The sequence below is a fragment of the uncultured Roseobacter sp. genome, assembly GCF_947495275.1.
In the GTDB taxonomy this organism is placed as follows: Bacteria; Pseudomonadota; Alphaproteobacteria; order Rhodobacterales; family Rhodobacteraceae; genus Roseobacter.
In genome coordinates this window covers 1-15983 of sequence record NZ_CANLYL010000019.1, presented here as the reverse complement: position 1 = coordinate 15983, position 15983 = coordinate 1, and the positions used below count along the sequence as shown (strand labels likewise).

13 protein-coding genes and 1 pseudogene are annotated in these 15983 nt (G+C 55.6%); 5 read left to right on the top strand and 9 right to left on the bottom strand.

The annotated features are described in order from the left end of the window. Window positions 1-16: 16 nt before the first annotated feature. The 3 genes from Q0802_RS22495 to Q0802_RS22485 form a co-directional block, all read right to left on the bottom strand. Complete coding sequence (locus Q0802_RS22495) at window positions 17-1108, bottom strand: 4-oxalomesaconate tautomerase (RefSeq protein ID WP_298922158.1); 1092 nt, start codon at window positions 1106-1108, stop codon at window positions 17-19. After that, a complete protein-coding gene (locus tag Q0802_RS22490; protein ID WP_298922157.1) occupies window positions 1105-3132 on the bottom strand; it encodes a tripartite tricarboxylate transporter permease in 2028 nt (675 codons plus the stop codon). Before Q0802_RS22490 ends, Q0802_RS22495 begins: the two co-directional genes overlap by 4 nt. A gap of 64 nt (window positions 3133-3196) precedes the next feature. Next, on the bottom strand, window positions 3197-4303 hold the full coding sequence (locus Q0802_RS22485; protein ID WP_298922156.1) for a tricarboxylate transporter: 1107 nt from the start codon (window positions 4301-4303) through the stop codon (window positions 3197-3199). A gap of 129 nt (window positions 4304-4432) precedes the next feature. On the opposite strand from Q0802_RS22485, the gene Q0802_RS22480 reads away from it, so the two are divergent. The 4 genes from Q0802_RS22480 to Q0802_RS22465 all read left to right on the top strand — a co-directional run bounded on the left by Q0802_RS22480 (window position 4433) and on the right by Q0802_RS22465 (window position 8294). Further along, on the top strand, window positions 4433-5101 hold the full coding sequence (locus tag Q0802_RS22480; protein ID WP_298922155.1) for a response regulator transcription factor: 669 nt from the start codon (window positions 4433-4435) through the stop codon (window positions 5099-5101). Then, window positions 5101-6468, top strand: a complete 1368-nt coding sequence (locus tag Q0802_RS22475) for a sensor histidine kinase (RefSeq protein ID WP_298922154.1) — start codon at window positions 5101-5103, stop codon at window positions 6466-6468. The genes Q0802_RS22480 and Q0802_RS22475 overlap by 1 nt, the downstream gene beginning before the upstream one ends. Window positions 6469-7042: 574 nt before the next feature. Next, window positions 7043-7609 carry an ABC transporter permease subunit gene (locus Q0802_RS22470; protein ID WP_298922153.1) on the top strand — a complete coding sequence of 189 codons (567 nt, stop codon included), beginning with the start codon at window positions 7043-7045 and terminating at the stop codon, window positions 7607-7609. 295 nt (window positions 7610-7904) lie between these two features. After that, entirely contained in the window at window positions 7905-8294 is a 390-nt protein-coding gene (locus Q0802_RS22465; RefSeq protein WP_298922152.1) for a hypothetical protein, read from the top strand. A 260-nt stretch (window positions 8295-8554) separates the two neighbouring features. Here the strand turns inward: Q0802_RS22465 and Q0802_RS22460 are convergent, their stop codons facing one another. Genes Q0802_RS22460 through Q0802_RS22440 form a run of 5 tightly spaced genes read right to left on the bottom strand, consistent with a single transcriptional unit; the run spans window position 8555 to window position 14837 of the window. Next, the gene (locus tag Q0802_RS22460) at window positions 8555-11632 is read right to left on the bottom strand and encodes an efflux RND transporter permease subunit (RefSeq protein WP_298922151.1); all 3078 of its coding nucleotides are present in this window, start codon (window positions 11630-11632) and stop codon (window positions 8555-8557) included. A gap of 4 nt (window positions 11633-11636) precedes the next feature. Continuing rightward, window positions 11637-12755, bottom strand: a complete 1119-nt coding sequence (locus Q0802_RS22455) for an efflux RND transporter periplasmic adaptor subunit (protein WP_298922149.1) — start codon at window positions 12753-12755, stop codon at window positions 11637-11639. 33 nt (window positions 12756-12788) lie between these two features. After that, window positions 12789-13322 carry a cytochrome b/b6 domain-containing protein gene (locus Q0802_RS22450; protein ID WP_298922148.1) on the bottom strand — a complete coding sequence of 178 codons (534 nt, stop codon included), beginning with the start codon at window positions 13320-13322 and terminating at the stop codon, window positions 12789-12791. A 27-nt stretch (window positions 13323-13349) separates the two neighbouring features. Next, complete coding sequence (locus tag Q0802_RS22445) at window positions 13350-14429, bottom strand: CDGSH iron-sulfur domain-containing protein (RefSeq protein ID WP_298922147.1); 1080 nt, start codon at window positions 14427-14429, stop codon at window positions 13350-13352. 39 nt (window positions 14430-14468) lie between these two features. After that, the gene (locus Q0802_RS22440; RefSeq protein ID WP_298922145.1) at window positions 14469-14837 is read right to left on the bottom strand and encodes an antibiotic biosynthesis monooxygenase family protein; all 369 of its coding nucleotides are present in this window, start codon (window positions 14835-14837) and stop codon (window positions 14469-14471) included. Between the two features lie 98 nt (window positions 14838-14935). Between Q0802_RS22440 and Q0802_RS22435 the strand changes: the two genes are divergently transcribed. Continuing rightward, window positions 14936-15394, top strand: coding sequence for a MarR family transcriptional regulator (locus Q0802_RS22435; RefSeq protein ID WP_298922144.1), 459 nt, complete (start codon window positions 14936-14938; stop codon window positions 15392-15394). Between the two features lie 81 nt (window positions 15395-15475). Here Q0802_RS22435 and Q0802_RS22430 read toward each other — a convergent pair. Continuing rightward, window positions 15476-15983: pseudogene (locus Q0802_RS22430) on the bottom strand (IS5/IS1182 family transposase); the annotation flags it as partial.

Sequence of the window (15983 nt, the reverse complement as noted above, 5' to 3'; positions counted from 1 at the left end):
AATTGGGAAATCGAAGTCAATGCCCCCGCCAAATGGATTTCGGGACGAAGACCTCTCCTGCTGCCAGTTTGCGCGCCGTACGCGTCAAGCCGACGGATTGCACATCAAAGCGGTCCCCCTTGATGTCGAAAGCGATCGTCACCTCCATCTTTCCCATCGGATGTTCAAGTTGGAGACGGGCAGGAGAAGGCCCGACCCCGGACGCCATCCCGTCCCCAACGGTCCCGGGGCACAGCAGGCAAGCGCCCAGACATTGCGATCCTGTGACGGCCAGCGTGGGGTGGGTTTTCCATGGCATGAAATAGCGTACCGCCGCAGTTCCACCGTCCTTCGCTGGCGCGAGGAGGCCGAACTTTGGTGTTACGGATTTGGAAACATCCCCCATCCCCATCAGAACGGCCGCCCTCATGCGCACCGCCTCCATGCGCTCGAAGAAGCCTCTGTTCTCGTCAAGCTCGGCAGCGCTTTCGTGCCCTGTGAGACCGAAATCAGAGGCCTGCGCGATGACCATGGGCATTGCAACATCCATGCAACTGACCTCGATCTCATCGATTGTGTCAATCCGATTGCCGGTCGGAAACAGGGTGCCCGTGGCACCTCCCACCACATCGTGGAACATGAGTTTGATGGGGGCTGCCGTACCAGGCACACCGTCGATTTGCGCAGCCCCCTCATAAACGACGGCGCCGTTTTCGGTTTGTACTTGGGAGGCAACCCGCGCCCCGGTATTCACCGCGCGAATCCGTACTTCTGTCGTTTCCCCAGTCGCAGCGACCAGCCCCATCTCAATGGCTGCGGGACCAACACCAACAAGGATATTGCCGCAGGTTGGTTTGAAATCCACAAGCCCGTCTTCGACGCTTACCTGAGCGAAGAAATAGTCGACATCGGCCCAGTCATCCTCTGATTCAGACAGCATCGCAACCTTGGTCGTCACGGCGGCCCCGCCTCCGATCCCGTCAATATTCAGGGGATGACCTGAGCCCACGATTGCGACCAGTACGCGGGCCAGTTCCTCGCGGTCTTGAGGCAAGTCCCCGCGCCGCAGATACGGGCCTCGTGACGAACCGCCCCGCATGAACAGAAAGGAGATGGCAGTCTGTGTCATGTTAGCGGCCAGGGCAGGTCCATGAAGGATTGCAAGAGACCCTGTGGGAAATCGCGGTTCAAAAGCCCCGCCATAGCGCACATGAAAGCGATCCCCGTAGCGGTGTAGACTAGAGCAAAGCCTAAGCTGCGTCCTGCGCGATACTTGATGAAACAGAACAGGAAGATCGCCAGCGCTAAGATGAACCCAAGCAGTGAGGTCAGTATCAATAGCCCGGCAAACCATGCCAGTGTTGACCAGAGGCCATGTGCATTGGCATCTACATCACTGGCTTCGCGATCTGCAAAGAGCGCGTGTGTCTCCGGTCGGATCATCATTTGAACCAGCAGGATCACACAAGCCACAATGGCGACGCCTGATACGAAGCGCGGGAAGACCCGGTCCGCAGCAGCGTAGTCAGGGATCATAGCGGCATTGGTGAAGGCCACGGCCAAATACCCCAACGCAACCAGCAGGAAGATAAGCGGAGCGCGTTTTGCGCCGCTTTCAACGGCACCTTCCGCCATGATTGTCTTGGCCTGACGCAAGCCCAGAACAACCGAGATCAACGTGATGATGATCAACACGATCACAATGGGCGAAAAGATGTAGTCGATACCTTCTTCGAAGCTCTTGCGGAATCGAGACTGGGCGATCTGCACCGCTTGGTTTGCATAGGTTTCTGCGGGGTTGGAGAGTACGAAGCCAATAAGAAACGCAGGTCGTGACCAATCGAACCGCCGCATCATGATCCCGAGAAAGCCAATGGCGAAAAGCGCGACAAGATCCATGATATCCTGGCCCGACTGAAAGGCCGCAAAGCTGATGATCATGAACAGGAATGGCGCCAGTAGCGCAAAGGGAATGGTCGTCAGCCGCGCGATGCCGCCAGACGCGGCAATGCAGATTAACGTGCCTACGACATTAGCCAAAGCCAGCAGCCAGACGATGGCATAGGTGATGTCGAGATTGTTCTTCAGCATCGAAGGGCCGACCTCGATATTACCCGAACCAAGCAAAGCAATAGCACCGATGAAAATCGCCATTGAACCGGATCCCGGGATCCCGAAGAGCAGCGTGGGCACGAGCCCACCCCCTTCCTTGGCGTTGTTTGAGCTTTCGGGTCCGATCACCCCACGAATTTCGCCGGAGCCGAATTTCGATTTGTCTTTCGTGGTTTGCACCGAGTGCCCGTAGGCGATCCAGTCCACCACCGACCCACCCAATCCCGGGATCACGCCGACAATCACGCCGATGATGGAACAGCGGACCGACAGCCAGATATTGGCAAACCAGTCACGCACACCGCTGAGCCAACCGCCGCCCAAAGGTGAGCGGTCCGAGATGGATTTGTCGCGTCGCAAGAGCGCGACAATTTCCGGGATCGCGAAAATGCCAAGACCAACGATGACCAGTTTCAACCCGTCGACAAGATAGGGCATGTCATAGGTGGCCATGCGCAATTCGCCCGCGCTGTCGCCCTCCCCGATTGTGCCGATCATCATGCCGAGGCCCGCCGCCGCAATACCTTTCAGCGCGACGCGCCCGGCGAGGATGCCAACCATGGAGAGGCCAAATATCGTGATCATCAATAGTTCAGGCGTGCGGAACTCCAGAACAATGGGACGCGCCACTAGTATGAAGACCGTCAGGAACATCGCCCCAACCAGACCGCCGAACAATGAAGATGCGAAGGCGGCAGAGAGCGCACGCGCGGCCTCTCCCTTTTTGGCTAGTGGGAATCCGTCCAGCACCGTGGCCTGTGACGCAGATGAGCCGGGAATGCCCATCAATACGCTGGCGAAGGTGTCCGATGTCGGCACCACCGCGACCATGCCGATCATCAGCGCCAAACCCAAGACAGGGTCCATCCCGAACATGAAGGGCAACAGAAGCGACAGGCCAGCGATTCCGCCAAGGCCGGGGAACACCCCAACGCAAAGCCCCATTACAACGCCAAGCACGAGATATCCAAGAACGATTGGTTGTAGGATCAGACCTGCCGCATCCCCAAGGGCGGGCAGCGCCACCGAAATTATATCCATCGGGCAATCTCCGGTTGAAAGGAGAAGGCCCCGGGGCAGATTGCACCGGGGCCAATCAGTTGGCTTAGTTCAGTGTTACGCCGTAGCGTTCGCTCAACCAGTTGACCACGAAGGTTTTTGCAGCCTCCGGCACTTGGGTCGCGCTGGACAAAGCGCCCTTGGCTTCGTCTCCGGTCATCTGTGGGTATTTACCCAGGCGACCCGAAGAGATCTCTGCGAAATCGGCGCGCGCTTTGACGGCCTCGAAGGCAGCAGTATAGGTCACCATCGCATCATTTGAGGCTCCGGCTGGCAGAAAGACCATCTTCTGTGCGGGGAAACCGGCCACGAAGAACGCTTTCCACGCATCCCATTGCTCACCGCTGGTTTCGCACATTTCTGTTGCTTCACAGACTTCCTTGAATGTCGGCATGTCCGGGAATGTCGGGTCACGGACGATATTTCCTTCAGCGTCCAGGGCACCCCAGGACATCATCGGAACAGCCGTTCCGGCTTCGACCAAGGGCGTCACTCCTTTCAGGAAAGAGGAAGACGTCTGATAGTCGATATTCGCTTCACCGCGTTCAAACATCAGGCGACCATCGCCGCGGCCCTTGATGCCAAAGACCGGCTCTACGTTCAGCCCGAGCATCTCCCAGGCCAGAAGCGGCACAAGGTCGAGGCGTGTGGCCCCTTGAGAGCCGTAAATGAAATCGGTGTCTTTCAGGCCTGAGGCGTCGAAGCCATCCATTTTTTCGGCCAGATCAGGTGGCAGATAGGCCACGCCGCCGGTACCGGACGCCAGTACGACGTTCCAGTCATTGTATTCATAACGCACGCGCGGATCACCCAGCAGATAGGGGAACTGTGTGGACCCGGAAGAGCCGAAGATCAGTGTACCATCTTCATACGTCTGCTCTTGGAACCAGTTGGCCCCTTTGGTTGAACCTGCACCTGGCATAAATTTGACCACGACCGTTGGATTGCCGGGCAAAGCTTCGCTGAGGAGCGGTGCGTAGAAGTTGGCCCATTTGGCCGAACCGCCAGTTTCCGAGAACGGGATCACCCATTCTACGGTCTTCCCCTCCAGATCAATGCCGTGCCCGCCTGCGGTGCCTTGGGTTGCAAAGGTTGCAGCGGCGGCTGCCACAAGGCCCATCGCCACGCGGCGCGTGGATGTAAATGTCGTCATGATTTCCTCCCTAGACCGGCACGACCGTCGCACCGAAATCCTTCTTGAGCCGAGCGATTCCCCGACCTCACGCTGCATTGATGACGCATTAACCTTGCACTAACCCTTCATAGGGATGAAAAGTTGGGCATGCGCATCGTGCTGGTAGAAGACAATCAGAGCCTTCGGAAGGGCATCGCCTATCGTCTCAGCGATGATGGCCATGCGGTGAACTCGCTCGATAATGGTGATGATGCGGATCGTTTCCTGCGGCAGGAAGAATGCGATCTGGTAATTCTCGACATTAACCTGCCCGGGCGCGACGGTCTGGAAATACTGGCCGGAATGCGCCGCCGAAACGATCCGCGCCCTGTCATCCTTTTGACCGCGCGATCTGCTACCCAGGATCGCGTGGAAGGGCTCGACGCCGGTGCGGATGACTATCTGGTCAAGCCGTTCGAAATGGACGAACTGGCCGCGCGTATCCGTGCCTTGGCCCGTCGCAAGGACGTCGCCCCCCGGCGCACGATCGAGATCGGATCGCTGACACTTGATCTGGAAACTCCGCAGCTTCTTGCGGGGCAGGAACTCATCGACGTGCCACGCCGCGAGTTGTCGGTTCTGGTTGCTCTTGCGGAGGCAGGCGGCATGCCGGTTTCCAAGGAAACGCTGCTCGACAAGACCTATGGCGTGGGCAGCGGCACGGACGACAAGGTGGTCGAAGTCTATGTGTCGCGCCTGAGAAAGCGCCTGTCTGTCTTCGATGTTTCGATCCGGGTACATCGTGGTATTGGGTATGCTCTCGTGAAGCCGGAGTGATGGGCAAGGTCTGGTCGCTTCGCGGACGTCTGACGGCCGTTATTTTGGTCCCGCTTCTGCTGGTCGCGGCTTTGGTAGGCATTTGGCAACTTAAAAACGCGCGCCAGACAGCCACCGATGTGTTCGACAAAAGCCTGCTGGCGGCCGCGCTGGCCGTTGCAAATGACGTGGCCATTTCTGGTGGCGACGCACTGTCACCGCGGACAGGGGACATCCTGTCAGACACTTCTGGCGGTCGTGTTTTCTACCACGTCTACGCCCCTGACGGTGTCATCGTGGCCGGCTATGCAACCCCACCGGTAGGCATTCCGCCCCCAAACGAGGAAGCCTCGGCCCCCAACTACTTTGAGGCCACCTATCTGGGCCGTCCGGTTCATGGGGTGCGTCTGCAAAACCGCACTCAGATTGATGGTTTTACGGGTGTTTTCACGACCACGGTCTGGCAAGAGGCGTCCGTGCGGGCGGCCTTTGTGCGGGATCTTCTGCTGCGCTCGCTCTTGGCGATAGCAGGATTGATCCTGGCAGTGGCCATTATCGTCTGGTTCGGCGTGCGCCTCGGTCTGCGACCATTGATCGATTTGGAAACCGCCATCGCCAGCCGCAACAGCGATGAGCTGTCGCCAATCCAACGCCCGGTGCCAGACGAGGTGGGTGGAATCGTCGCCACACTTAATCGCCTGTTTGGCCAGGTCACGCGCAGCATGGCTGCGCAATCGGAGTTCATCTCGAACGCAGCCCATCAGCTCAAAAACCCTATCGCCGGTGTGCTGTCTCTGGCAGAAGCCGTAAAGGCCTCGCCGGATTGGGATGCATCGCAAAGGCGCTCTGCTGATCTTCTGGAAGCTGCCCGGGAAACCGCCAACCTGAGCCAAAAGCTCCTTTTTCTTGAGCGCGCCAAAGCGATCAGTCCAGAAGCCGTAATGCAAAGCGTCGACATGGATGAGGCCTTCCGTGCCTGGCAAGATGAGCTGAGCAGGACCAGCGAAGCGGGTCCATCCGTGACCTTTCAATCCACGGCTTATCTGGGGTCTATGAACGGAGATGAAACAATGATCCACGAAGCGCTCCGCAATCTTGTCGACAATGCGCTACGGCACGGCGGCCCTGAGTTGACAGAGGTGCATGTCAGTGCTGACCGTGGTCCCCGTGAGATGGTGATTGCAGTCTCAGACAACGGCGTTGGACTGACCACAGAACAAATCCTGGAGGCTCGCGAGAGGTTTCGTCCCGTTGCTGCGACATCTGGTTCAGGTCTTGGCGTTTCGATTGCCGAGGCCGTCGCTTATGCTCATAATGGCACACTTGAGTTCTTACCACGCGATCGTGGTTTGAAGGTGCAGCTTCGTCTTTCTCTGGGTGATTCCTGAACTCGCACCCCCCAAACGCGCTTCTTTGAGTTGTCTTTCGTTGAGTGGATTAGAAAGAACGCCTCGCCACATCCAATGCAGGCTACTGCATTGTTCTGAAGACTTGCGCGATGCTTGACTTTGATGTTCAGCGCGGCAGCCGCTGATTAACCTCGCATTTGTAGCTTCCTGACAATTTTGCGTGCAGTTGTATCGGGACAACGTGGGCGCGGCGGATTACCCCGCCTTGTGTGGATATATGTGGACCCCACCTTGTTGCAACAGTCTGCATAATTCCAGTGTCGAGGTCGCGATGACTGATGTATATCCGGCTTTTTTAACGACCCGATAACTCGTTGTCCTGAGCTCCAATGGATTTCCGCTTGCTGCTACCTCATCGCTCCCAAGGCGTCGGTGTTGATCGTGCAGTTCCACGCATCAGGTCCGAGAGGAGGCCGGGCTCAACACACGCTTCTGGCAAGCCTTCTGGGCGTGGCTTGGTCTATTGCTGCGACTTGACCTCGGATATTCGGCGGTGACAGGTTGCCCGGTTTGATCCGACCTGCGGGCGGCAATCTCGTATACGTTCCTGCATGTGTTGGGAGCTCTGGCGGTCTCACTGCCGCTCGCGATCGTCGCGACCAAGCGTCGGGGTGGACCGCTGGATCGGGTGGCCGTTGCCGTCGCTGCGATCCCGGCCTATCGGTTTGGGCTGCTTTTATCCTGCTCTTTATCGTTCAGCTCGGCTGGCTCTCTGCCACGGGCTCTCGCAGGCACGCCCACGCTATTCTACCCGCCATCACGCTCGGGCCATCCGGGCCTGGGCACATTCCTTATCACAGATATAATTGCACGAGATTTCGCCTATGTGCAGGCCGTCGTCGTTCTGACCGAGCTAGTCTTTGTCGTGGTCAATCTGCTGATCGATATCATCTATCGCGTGATCGACCCTCGGATTGGAGCGGAGACGCGTAGCACCTTGATCGTTGTCACCGGCCTTGTTGCGCTCGCGCTTTTCAGCCCAATTGTTGCAGCTTATGACCCAACGGCAATCAATATTCCAAACCGCCTCTCCGCGCCCAGTACAGATTTTCCACTCGGCTCCAATACGCTCGAGCGCGATATCCTACCGCGGTTGCTTCATGGTGCGCGTTGGTCGTAGGGCCTAGCTTTCTTGATTTCCCTGCTCAGCCGTATCATTGGAACGATCATTGCTCTGCTCGCCACTCTTGGTGGAAGGATCGCTGATTGGGCTCTGATGCGCGCAACTGACACGCTTTTGGCTGTCCCCCATATTGATGGCGGTCGGCGCAACTGCCTTGTTGTCAGAGCGCCTCACCAAATGGCGCGCTTGGGGTCTCGCGTTTGGTTTTGCCGGAGTGATCGCGCTTGTCTGGTCCGAGCTGACCACCTGCTCCCTCGAGAGCACGCGGCTCTAGGGTTACGCCAGTGGTCTCGTGGCAACCATTCAATCCGCGCTTGCTCTCATCATGGTGCGCAGCCTCAACAAGACTGAAGGCCCTGGAGCCATCGCCCTCTACCTCGTTTTGGCTTCCAAGATTTGCGGTATAGCGACGTTGTTTTCGGCGGTGACACCAGACTTGTCTACACTTGGCCTCTTGATGCTGTCTGATCTCTTTGGCGGTTTCGGTCACTTCAGAATGACACTGGCCTTTCGCTACGCTGAAGCCTCTCGGCTGGCACCATTCGAATATGTTGCCTTGCTATGGCCGGTCTTGGCCGACGTCTTCATCTTCAGGCTTGAGTTGTTGTCAGCTTTCCTGTTAGCCGCACCTTTGATTTTGATAGGTCTGGCGATCGCTTCAGCAGAAAAGAGCAAAGGGTAGATGAAGCAGCAGCCACCAAAAGAATGCGACAAAGAGAGTATTTTTGTAACGTCGTATTTAGAAAAACCTTTCCGATCGGTGTCTGTTTTGGGAAAGCGGAACCGCAACACCGTCGAGCATGATCAATGTCGGCTCTAGGGCCGAAAGTGGGCTTCCCGCGACTGATAGAGTTCACCTATCGTCTTACAGAGAGCGATGTTGCTACACAGATCAATTTTCAGGCAAAGTTGTCTTCCCACCAGCTAGAGCACTTCGTGACGTCAAACCTCCAATATTGCGCCCGTTTTAGTATTAGCTGTACCCCGCGAACGCATCAGTAGGTAATAAAGGCTGGGCACGAAAAACAGTGACAACGGAGAGGCAGCGATAAGGCCGCCGATCATGATAACAGCCATTGGTTGGAACAGCGACCCGCCAGAAATCACCATTGGGATTAAGCCACAAACAGTCGTCAACGACGTCAAGAGGATCGGTCGCAACCGTTTCTGTGATGCACAAACAATTGCCTCTTTGAGAGGCATTGTTTCCAACTCGATATCGATCTGGTCGATCAACACAATCGCATTGTTGATGATGATCCCCATCAAAGACATAAGACCCAGAATAGCGAAGAATGACAGCGGTTGTCCCATCAACGCCATGGAATACGGGGCTCCAATCACGATCAGCGGGATTGTCATCAGCGTCGCACAGGAGCGGCGCATTGAATTGAACTGAAAGATCAATGCAGCAAACATGATGCCCATTGCGAGCGGCAAATTAGAAAGCAACTGACCGTTGGTATCAGCGCTGTTTTCCAGTTCACCGGCGATGTTGACCGAATATTCAGATCCAAGATCCAGCGCGTCGATAACAGGTTGCAGACGTGTATAGGTTTCAGCGGCAGAATAAAGATCGCTCTTGCCGGAAATCACGATCCGACGAACCTGGTTCTCGCGACGTATCTCCGAGAATTCAAACTTTGGCCTGAAGTTTGCGATCTGATCAATTGAGATCAGTTGACCACCCGCTTCAATCGTTAGGTTGGTCAGGTCTTCGACACTGTCACGGCTTCGCTCATTTGCGCGCAACACTATCGGGATTTGTTCGTCACCCTCGCGGAATGTGGAATACTGTGTGCCCGAAAAATAAGACTCCATAACGTTGGAGATATCCTTGGACGTAACACCAAATTCACGCGCCTTGTCCTGATCCACATCGATGACAACCTTTACAGTTTTGTTGCCCCAATCCGTTTCCTTTTTGACCACGCGGGGAAACTCCGCAATCGCGCGCTCTATTTTTGCGGCCGCTTCCGTCAGTACGTCTGCGTCCGGACCGAAGATTTCAATCTCGACAATACCGGATTCGTTGCCCCCCTGCGCCAATCGGGTCACGCGAAAACGCGCCTCGGGAAATTTCTCGATAAAGTGGTCCCTGGCACGTTCCACCGTGTCGATTGCAGCCTCCAGACTGACGGTATTGACGGCAAAAAATGCACTCGCCGGATCAGGGTCAGCAGGGTCGAGACTAAGGTTGAAGCGCGGACCACCTGTTCCAACATAGACTGTCGTATTCATGACGCCCGGGTTTGAGGTTTCGTCTGACAGCCACGCCTCCGCCCTTAATGCCAAATCCTCCGTGGCCGTGATTGCGGCCCCTTTTGGCATGTCCATGTAGACAAGGAGGTCTGATCTTTCGCTGAGAGGGAATTGTTCTTTCTTCAGTGTAGCCAACTGCATTGCGCTGAAGGCAACCACGGCATAGACGGCTACTGTTATGATTATGCCAAAGGGGAGCAAGCGGCGGATCAATCCACCGTAGAGTTCATAGAGTTTGCCGTCGCTTTCCTTGGCGCCGGTCTCTTTTTGTTTCTTGGGCTTCAGCATGAGCGAGCAAAGAAATGGCAGAATATAGAGTGCCGTGATCCAGGATCCAAACAGCATAATTGCGACAACCGCACCGAGAGAATAGGCAAAGTCGCCTTCCGTTCCGTCAAGGAGCAACATCGGCACAAAGGCCGAAATCGTTGTGGTCGATGCGACCCCAAGCGGCACGACGTATTGCCGACCGGCCTGTAGCGCGGCATCCCGACCAGAAATTCCGTTGTTTATTCGGCCTTGGATATCTTCAACGACGACGAGCCCGTTGTCGACCAACAGACCCAGCGAGATGATGACAGCCGCGATCGAAACCTGCTGGATATCGACGCCGAGCGGCCCCATGCCGACAAGCGCGATCGACAGCGTAAAAGGCACGATACACGCGATGACGATGGCGGGCCGGAGGCCCAGAAACAGAAACATAACCACAAAGACGATCACAAATGTCTGCCCGACATTGGAAAGCGCATTGTTTACCGCGTTGGTGACATTCGCCTCCTGAAAGGTCGAAATATTGTAAGATACACCAATCGGTTGCCGACGCTCAAATTCGGGAATTCTTTGCTTCAGACGGCGGCCCAGTTCCTGAATGTCAGTGGACTCTGACATCTCCAATGCAAGAACAATCGCCGGTTGGCCGTCAAAGAAGACAGGTTCAACTTTTGGATCGACATACCCTCTTCTTACGTCGACCAGATCAGACAGGCGCACGTAACCGGCCAGCCCGGGCACCTTAGTCAAAAGGTTGCGGATGTCTTCAATCGTGCCCAAATCACCATTGGCTTCAAGCACGATGTTTGTGCCTTGGGCATCAATTTCGCCGGCGGGCAATATCACGTTTTGCGCTTCAAGATCTGCTAGGAGCTGATCCATTTGGACACCGATTGCTGCGATTTTGCTGATATCCAGATCAAGCCAGATACGTTGCTCCTGAACACCAAACAGTTCGACCTGGGTGATACCGGCGACGGTATAGAGTTCGCACTGGAGCTGCTTGGCAATGTCTTCCAGAGCCACCAGACTGAAACCATCGCCCGTTACGGCAATGGTCGCGATTGCAACATCGCCATAATCAGTGTTCACAATCGGTGCTGTTGTGCCTTCTGGTAGCTCAGGGATTACCGCCTGCATCTTGTTTCGCAGGTCTTCCCATGGCTCTTCGATGTCCGCCACGGCAACCGTGTCGTACAAATGCACATAGAACAGCGCCTGACCTGAGGTGATAATTGTCTCGATATCCTCGACTTCGCCTATTTCCCGGATTTTTAGCTCAATCGGGTCAGCGATCAGGCTCTCAATGCGTTCGGGCGACATGCCTTCAAATCTGGCAATCACAGCGCCCGTTCTAATCGTGATCGCCGGGTCTTCGCGCTTTGGAATGCTCAGATATGACATCGTCCCGAGCGCAATCAGCAAAACCATCAGAAAGCTGGTGAAACGCGTCTTTTCCAACCCAAACCGTGTCAGGAAATCCATGGGGTCATTCCTTTGGCTCGAGCAGTTTGACCTTCATACCTTCATGCAGAAAGGAAACACCCGCGATGGCAACACGGTCGCCTTCGTTCAAGCCATCCACGATAACAAACTTGTTGTCTTCTAGCCCGGCCATCGTAACCTCTTTGCGTCGTACGGTGCTGTCCGTCGGATCGAAGAGGTAAAAGGATACGGGCGACGGATCGGTAGGTCCGGATGTTTCTGATATCTCCCCTTCCGGGATGGCAGCGGAGATCGGCACAAGGAACCCTTTGCCCCCCAGAACATCCAGTTCAAATGAAACTTCGACCGCCATGCCCGCCCGGATTACACCAAGGGTATCAACGAGTTTTACTGAGACCGGGAAAGACGCGACGGCGTCCGCACGCTCGCCGATTTCACTTACCGTGGCCTCTAACGCAGCATCGGGTCTGTCGGACAATCTGACCTTGGCACGAGCACCCAGATGCAACTGATCGACCGTGGCGTAGTTCACAGAAAACGACACTTCGTAAGATGTCGCCTCATAAACCGAGATGATCAGTGTTCCAGAGCCGACGGTGTCGAATGAGTCGACATCGACAGAGTTTACGATGCCATCGAATGGCGCAACGAGCTTTGTATCTTCCAGATCTTCCCGGGCCGTGACCAGGTTTTCCTCAGCTTGTTTCAACTGTGCTCGGCTGGTGAGGACAGCCGTCCTGTCATTATCCCTGTCGACCCGGGTTACGACGCCCCGCTCCAAAAGTTGCTCAGACCTTTCGAGATCTTCTTCGGCTTGCTGCAGCGTGGCTTCAGCTTCTTCCACCGCAGCCTGCCGATTTTTGATAGCCGCAAGGAATTTCTCACCATCGAGTTCCGCAATTAACTCCCCTTCAGAGACCCGCTGGCCGATCGAAAGATCCAGACGCCCCAGCTTGCCACCGACCTCAAAGGACAGTGACGTGATTTCACTTGGCTCCAGGACACCAGGATAACGGCGGGTGATGGTACTCGCCGCCGAGCTGACGACGGTTGTGACCAAGCCGCGAACGACTTCATCCTCTGATGTGTCTTTGTTATCGTCTTCCTCGAAACAACCTGACAGGAGAGATACAATCACAATGAGCAACGAATAGCGGAGCATTCAGCTCTCCTGCTTTAGGAAGACAATTGGTCCTCAGTTCGCGCCGTACCACATGCGTGCGAGCAGCCCGTCCCGTTTGACAAAATGGTGATAAATGGCCGCCCCTGCGTGAAACACGAATAGGCCAACCATTAAGCGGGCACCGATGCCGTGTGGAACGCGCGGCGCATATTCCGAAAAGTCCGGGAGCGGCGCATCGACTGCGCCAGACAGAATCTGACCCGCGCCCGATGCCACCATTGTCCCAATACCGCTTGCAGCCATGCCGAGAAGCACGATGTAAAACATCACATGTACGGCCTTGGCCGCGAAAGTTTGCCAGACCGGATCGCCAGCGACGGGGGCCGGTTTGTTGTCAACAAACTGCCACCAGAGAATCCGCGCTATCGTCAACACGAGGATGACAAATCCCAAGGGGGCATGCATCGCCAGAATCGCTTCCTTCGCTGCGTCGTCGACCGTGGACGCAGCCCGAAACCCGGACACAAGCTGAACCAGGATCAACGCGGCGCTCACCCAGTGAATGGTGACGGCTCCTGTTCCGTATTTCTGAGGCGTGCTTTTCATCGGACCGTTCCTTTCGGGTTTTCACGTTTACTGGTCAGTCCACCCGATGTCGGAATGAGAACCATCGCAAAACGGTTTGTTTTTGGACGCCCCACAGCGGCAAAGAACATATTTGGCGGGTGATGCGCCTTCCGCTCGAACACCGGAAGCCAGTGGAATTTTCGTGATACGATAGGGCCCGTTGCTTTCAATCGTGATGCCCGGTTTGCCACCGACGATGTGCCGTGTTTGTCCGCCCGGTTCACTTATGGAAAGCGCACCAGATGGGCACATCTCTACAACATCCCTGATCTGACCAAGACTGGCATTGTCGGGTATAATCCAGGGATCACGTCCGGTGTCAAAAACGGCTTTCAGCCGTGTCCCACATTCCCTTGCGTGAGAGCAAAGCAGGCGATTGTAATGGACATCAATCTGCTCACCGCCAAAGACCTTCACGCCATCGGACGTGCGGTTCGGCGAGGGGTTGGACGAAAAACCGATATCGTTATGTGACCCGTCGCAATAAGGTTTCTTTTTCGACTGCCCGCAGCGACACAAGGCGACGGCAGATCGGGTTTCGAGGTTTTCTCCTGCGGAGCTGGTAAGACGAGGAATCGATTTGGCCACCAACGGCCCAGAGGGACGCTCTTCGATCACAGGCTGTTGCGGGTCCTCAGATGAAACTTTTGAGCCACCAATTCGCCCGGTCATGGTCAAGCCATCGCGGATGTTTAGGCCCATCATCGTCAGGTTTGCAGCGCCTGCGACCAATTCGATAGCCTGAACGGTGTAGAACACGGTATCGAATTCTCCGGCGGCTGCCTTACCAGCCAAAAACCACGCCGAGGGCAACAAGATCAGAAGCCCGTTCAGCGCAATAAGAGGCATCCGTTTCTTCTTCGCGAGAGCCTTTGCATCGGTACGACTCTTGCCCATCACGGTGCCGGATCCGCCAGCAATCACCATTGCCGGAATAAGGATGAACATACCCCTCAAAATCATGGTCTTAACCGCGGCAATCGTCTCGTGGCTCGCAAACAGTTCACTGATAGCTGTGGACGTCCAGAAGAGAAGGATCATCAGGAAGCCGACGCCGCCTGCTATTGCATGAATGCGTGTTTTCATTTGTGTGTCCTCCAAATTGATCCTTCGCGGTTGGTTTCGTCAGGCCGTGCAGCAGTTTGGGACTGCGATCTTTTCGAACAGATGCGGAGCTGTGACAGCGCTGGATGGGTAGTGGCTGAGCGCTTCTTGAAACTCGGGATTTGCGAACGCCGCACGGAAGTCTGCGATAGAGTCCCAGATGGCGTAATTTAGGTACATGCCGCCATCGCCGATGGCCTTGTGCATTTGCGTACTGATGTAACCGGGCTGTTTTTTCATCCAGAGGGCATCAGCTTTCCACGCCTCGATGAGAGCGTTGTGATCAGCGGGGTCGATCGTGAACAAATTTACGAGAACAACAGGCCCGGCATCGATGCCCAGTTGTTGTTCGATTGGAAAATCAGGATCGAGGGGCTTGAAGTTGACCATCTGTTTTACTCCATGAGCGGTGTTATTTGGTGCCGTGTTGTCAATTTGCCTTCACTAGTTCATTTGACAATATGTTGTCAATATTATAGCGTACTCACATGTCAAATGAGCAATGGACTGAGGCCGGAAAAGCTGTGACGGCGTTGATTCTGGATGTTTTTCGGCTGAATGGCCGACTACAACTTGCCGGCGATCGGCTCGTTGCAGAACTCGGGTTGACCAGTGCACGCTGGCAAATTCTTGGTGCCATCGCCTATGCTGAACAACCCGAGTCTGTTGCATGGCACGCACGCGCGATGGGGGTTCATCGACAAGGTGTTCAACGCATCGTCAATGAGTTGGAAAGAGAAGGGGTTTTAGAGTTTCAACTCAACCCGAACCATAAACGCGCCCATCTTGTTGCTCTAACTCCAAAAGGTCAAAAGCTGTTCGATGAAGCTATCGCAATACAAATCCCATGGGTGAATGATCTTGCCAGAGGCCTGTCTTCGGATGATATCGCAGCCACGCAAGAGATCGTCGCCCTCTTAAAGAAACGCCTCCAAAAAACTTTGTAGCCTTAAGCGGCCTCTGGCTTGTTCAGCGATTGCTTGCCATACGAAGAAGGATTGCCGGGCTCGTTACCCAGGTGTCGGATTGGACCATGTGCCATCTGACCGGCCCGCCTTGTCGAACACCAGAATGTGCGGCGCGATTTCGCGTTCGACCAACCACCCCAGAAGTGGCCCGGTGCCGTATGCCGTGTCCGCGATCAGTCGTTCGGGATGCAAATCGAATGTCGCCTTCACGCGGTTCAACATCGTCTTTGCCGATCCCACTTCGACCTACCGGATCAAGCGGGTGGCTTCCACATCGACGATGACACCGTGGCCCGTATCGATGATGTAATTATCAGAACAGTTAAAGAGTGCTGGCCCATTCCGCGCTGCTGTTCACTAGCTGGCAGGATCGGAATGCGAAGTGAACTTCGGCTGCACCTCGCTGGCCGCGCCAAATGCGACCTCATCCAGCGTGTCGAGTCACTCACGCACAGCTCGGGGTGCATCTGTCGGGTCGATACTTGGCGCGTCCCAATCTTCCTTCGGCGTCGAATTCTGATTGTTGGCATCCGCCCCGATCGGGCTGGCATGGATTGCCATGCGCTGA